At 34.3% G+C, this 4,558-nt stretch carries 4 protein-coding genes; all 4 read right to left on the bottom strand.

Annotated elements, in window-relative coordinates; genetic code table 11:
• Positions 1-89: 89 nt before the first annotated feature.
• On the bottom strand, positions 90-1,256 hold the full coding sequence (locus RR539_RS10430; protein WP_332474995.1) for an iron-containing alcohol dehydrogenase: 1,167 nt from the start codon (positions 1,254-1,256) through the stop codon (positions 90-92).
• A 264-nt stretch (positions 1,257-1,520) separates the two neighbouring features.
• On the bottom strand, positions 1,521-2,516 hold the full coding sequence (locus RR539_RS10425) for a hypothetical protein (RefSeq protein WP_332474960.1): 996 nt from the start codon (positions 2,514-2,516) through the stop codon (positions 1,521-1,523).
• Positions 2,513-3,577 (bottom strand): threonine-phosphate decarboxylase CobD, encoded by a 1,065-nt coding sequence (gene cobD / locus RR539_RS10420; RefSeq protein ID WP_332483821.1) that lies wholly within the window; start codon positions 3,575-3,577, stop codon positions 2,513-2,515. The genes RR539_RS10425 and cobD overlap by 4 nt, the downstream gene beginning before the upstream one ends.
• Before the next feature lies 1 nt (position 3,578).
• Positions 3,579-4,517: an adenosylcobinamide-phosphate synthase CbiB gene (cbiB, locus tag RR539_RS10415; protein ID WP_332483822.1), complete on the bottom strand. Its 939-nt coding sequence runs from the start codon at positions 4,515-4,517 to the stop codon at positions 3,579-3,581.
• Between the last annotated feature and the right edge of the window lie 41 nt (positions 4,518-4,558).

Here is a 4,558-nt window from a genome sequence, read left to right as displayed (position 1 = left end):
AAAAAGAACCTATTAAATCTAGTATTAATAGGTTCTTCATATATGGTATCTTAATATGTTTAAGGTATTTGTGTGTTATTTTATATCAATTAGAAATCTACTTTTTCTCCATAATAGATACAAGTAAATAACTTTTCCATTTCATCTGCGTTAATTTCTCTTGGGTTTGAACCTGTACATGCATCAGTTATAGCTCTTTCTGAAACTAATCTAACCATTTTCTTAAACTCAACCTCATCAATTCCATAGTCCTTAAGAGTTTGAGGAATTTCAAGCTTCTTGTTAAGGTCCTTAATCAGTGTAGTTAAGCTATCAACTAGCTCCTCATCACTGCTTCCTGCAAGTCCAAGTCTTCTTGAAATAGCAGCATATCTGTCCATACAAGCCTTCTTATTAAAGTCTATAACGTATGGTAAGTAAATAGCATTTGCACATCCGTGTGGAATATTAAATACTGCACCTGTTTTATGTGCCATGCTATGAGTAATTCCAAGTAATGCATTAGTAAATGCCATACCTGCTAGACATTGTGCATAGTGCATGCTTTCTCTAGCATCTACATCACCTTCATATGACTTAATTAATTCAGCATTTATCATCTCTATTGCTTGCATTGCTAGTGGATCTGAGAATGGTGAATGTAGTCCTGCTACATATGCTTCGATTGCATGTGTTAATGCGTCCATTCCTGTATGAGCTGTAAGTGTTTTTGGCATTGTTTCAGCAAGTGTTGAATCAACAATAGCCATGTCTGGAGTTATATTATAATCTGCAAGTGGATACTTAACCTTGTTCTCATAGTCTGTTATAACTGAGAATGCTGTAACCTCTGTTGCTGTTCCTGAAGTTGATGGCACCGCAATAAACTTAGCCTTGTTTCTAAGTTCTGGAATTGTAAATGGATCCTTAATATCATCAAACTTAAGCTCTGGATGTTCGTAGAATACCCACATAGCCTTAGCTGCATCTATTGGTGAACCTCCACCGATAGAAAGGATAATATCTGGTTCAAATTCTCTCATTGCAGCTGCACCTTTTAATACAGTTTCAACAGATGGGTCTGGTTCTACCCCCTCAAATAGTTTTACTTCTATTGATGCTTCCTTTAGATAATCGCAAACCTTGTCTAGGAACCCAAACTTCTGCATTGAGCTTCCACCAACAACGATCATTGCTTTCTTTCCCTTAATAGTCTTAAGAACTTCAAGTGAACCTTTTCCAAAATAAATATCCCTAGGTAATGTAAATCTACTCATTAATAAAACCCCCTTATATTTTGACTAATTAAGTATATTAACCTTACTTAATCTATATCACATAAATAATTGTTTATTTATTAACAATTTAATTTTACTATAATATTCTGTTAATTGCTACTTATTAGTGTTAATTTTAAAACAATGTTTACAATATTGGATATGTCATTTAAAATGTTTTATTACGAAAATAGGGGTTTAAAGTTGATTAGATTAATTTATCACCTTTAAACCCCTACTATATTTTTTACATTTTCTATATTTTTACTGTTTAACCTTTTTAAACAATGGAACCCATCCACTTAAATGTACCCCTAATATTGAGTCAGTTCTATGGTCACTTGTTATATATATATCAATATTATTTGACAGGGATTCTTTTATTAAGGGACCTAAAATCTCTTCAAACACTTGATTTATAAAGCTTTTTTTAAGATTTTTATCCCTTCTATGTGCAGCTTCATCGAAGCCATTAATGTGTAAAATAGTTCTATGGTTTTTCTCAATTGAAGATAGCGTTGCTATTAACTTAGCTGATAAATTAGTATTAATATCACCTGTTCCACCTAGAACCTTAACAGAATCCATTCCAAGATGAAGTCCAATTCCATGAATAAGATCTATCCCTGAAACTATTCCTGTATCTAGCTCTCTCCCTTTAAATCTTGGCATAGTTGATATTCCCCAGGGCCATAAAGCAAGGCCTGAATGTCCAAGACTATTAAAGTAGTCTATTGACTTTTTTACAACTTCTCTTAAAACCTTAGACTCTGGCATAATCTCATCTACCCTCTTACCTTGATTAAAGTGGGGAGGATAAGCCCCCTCCCCCTCTAACTTAAAGCCCTTGTTAAAGTAGATAAGATTCTTATACCCTTGGCAGCTAAATGCTCTACCACCACTTATCTTAAATCCATTAACAATATCACCTATATTATTTGGTAAGCCTCCACCAGTAAAATCCTCTAAAACTCCACCTGTAATTCTAACAACATTGCATCTCATAATATATTCATAATCTACTATTCCATGGCTTAACCCCTCATAATAGGCCCTATCAGATAGGTCAAACTTCTCTGGAGAATACCCAAGCATATTCATAATACAGTTAAGGCTATCAATATCATACCCATTTGTACAATATGAAACCTTCTCCATTTTAAAATCCTTAGAATGTTCTCCAAGAATCATTTCCCCTAAATTAGAATTTTCAAAGCTTTCCTCCATTAATCCATCTAAAATTATAAGTAATTTCTTCACTTTAATACCTCTTTAAGTCCATTTATAAGGATACGATTCTCCATCTTTGTCCTAACTGCAACCCTATAATATCCACTATCTAGACCGTAATAATTACTGCAATCCCTAATAAGTATTCCCCTTTTAATTAACTCATCCTTAAGGTCTATATCTACTAGACATTTAAAGAAAATATAATTAACAGATGGCCTATACACTTTAATACCATTAATAGATATTAGTTCATTGTACAAGCTTTCTCCTTCTGATTTAACATAGGCTACACTTTCCCTTGCGTACTCCGTCTCTCCTAGTGCAGCTATTGCTCCAACCATAGCTAAAGTATTAACGTTCCAAGGTGGACAAACTCCCCTATACCTATTAATATAATCAGGGTTTGATGTAACTCCATATCCTATTCTAATTCCAGGAAAGGCATAGAACTTAGTTAGAGACTTAACTACAAAAATATTCTCATATTCCTTAACAAGGCCTATCATAGAAATCTTCCACTTATTCTCTACAAAATCAAGGAAAGACTCATCAATAACAAGAACCGCCCCTACCTCTTTGCATCTTTTTGCAACCTTAACTAATACATCCCTAGAGCTTAAAACACCAGTTGGATTATTAGGATTACATAGAAAAACAATGTCTACATCATAATCTATATAGTCAACTATACCTTCAACATTGCTAAAGTCCTTTCCATAACTGTAATAGAAACTTCTACATCCAACTGAACTTAAAGCATCACCATACTCTGAAAAGCTAGGGGCAAACAATACTCCCTTTCTTGGCATAAGTGCCCTTACAATATTAAAAATAACCTCACCTGCACCATTCCCAAGAAGAATATACTCACTACTTGTATCTTCATAGTTAGAAATAGCATTAACAAGATCCCTATATGTAATATCAGGGTATCTGTCTACCTTACAAATACCCTGAACAATAGCCTCTTTTACATTTTTATGTAACCCTAGGGGATTAATATTCGCTGAAAAATCAACAATCGAATCCCTATCTATGCCATAAACCCTTGATACCTGATCTACATTACCCCCATGACCAAAATTCATATTACCCTCCGATTTTTATAAAAATAATTCCTGCAAAATACCCAAGTAAGCTAACAACCATAAGAATCCTATTGGTTTTATCCACATCTTCCACAGAAATAGGTCTTAAATCATCTCCTATTGTTGGTTTTTCCACAGGTTTTCCAAAATAATAGTTAACTCCACCAAGTCTAATACCTAGTGCCCCTGCAACAGCTGCCTCAGGATGGGCACTATTAGGACTTAAGTGGTTATATCTATCACGTTTATATATTCTTAAACTTCCCTTATAATCGTACTTTAAAATATAGGCAGCTGCTACAATAAAGTATGCTGTAACCCTTGCTGGAATAAAGTTTGCAATGTCATCCATCTTAGCAGAAACATACCCAAACTCTCTATACTTGTCATTCTTATAACCAAACATAGAATCACAGGTATTTACAGCCTTATATGCCATAGCTAAAGGGGCACCCCCTAGAGCAGCAAACATCATAGGAGCTATAATTCCGTCGGACATATTCTCAGAAACAGTCTCTACAACAGCCCTAACAATCCCCTTCTCGTCAAGTGTACTCGTATCTCTCCCAACAATATATGATAGCTTATGTCTAGCACCTTCTATATCACCATTTTTTAAAGTCTTAATAACCTTCATTCCTTCAACAGCAAGACCTCTAGATGATATGCAGAAATATATAACTACCCCTTCAACAATAGCTCCAACTAAAAAACCAAATCTATAAACCTGACCTAGTAAGAAGCTCGATATAAAATACGTAGCAATAATAGTTAAAACCCATGTAACCCCTCCTGCTAAGTAAAGGTTCCTAGAGAATATATCCCTAAACCTTTTTTCAAGACCCTTAGCAAAAGCACCAATTCCCCTAACAGGATGGTATGGATTATGAGGCTCACCAATAATCAAATCTAAAATAAACCCTAATGTATAACTAATCATGTCTTATCTCCTTTACATACTAATGTAATTTTACTTAAAGA

Origin of the sequence: Clostridium sp., assembly GCF_036639235.1 — a bacterium.
GTDB lineage: Bacteria > Bacillota > Clostridia > Clostridiales > Caloramatoraceae > Clostridium_AB.
Note: the sequence above shows the minus strand (reverse complement) of the source record. Positions and strands in the feature narration are given on the sequence as shown.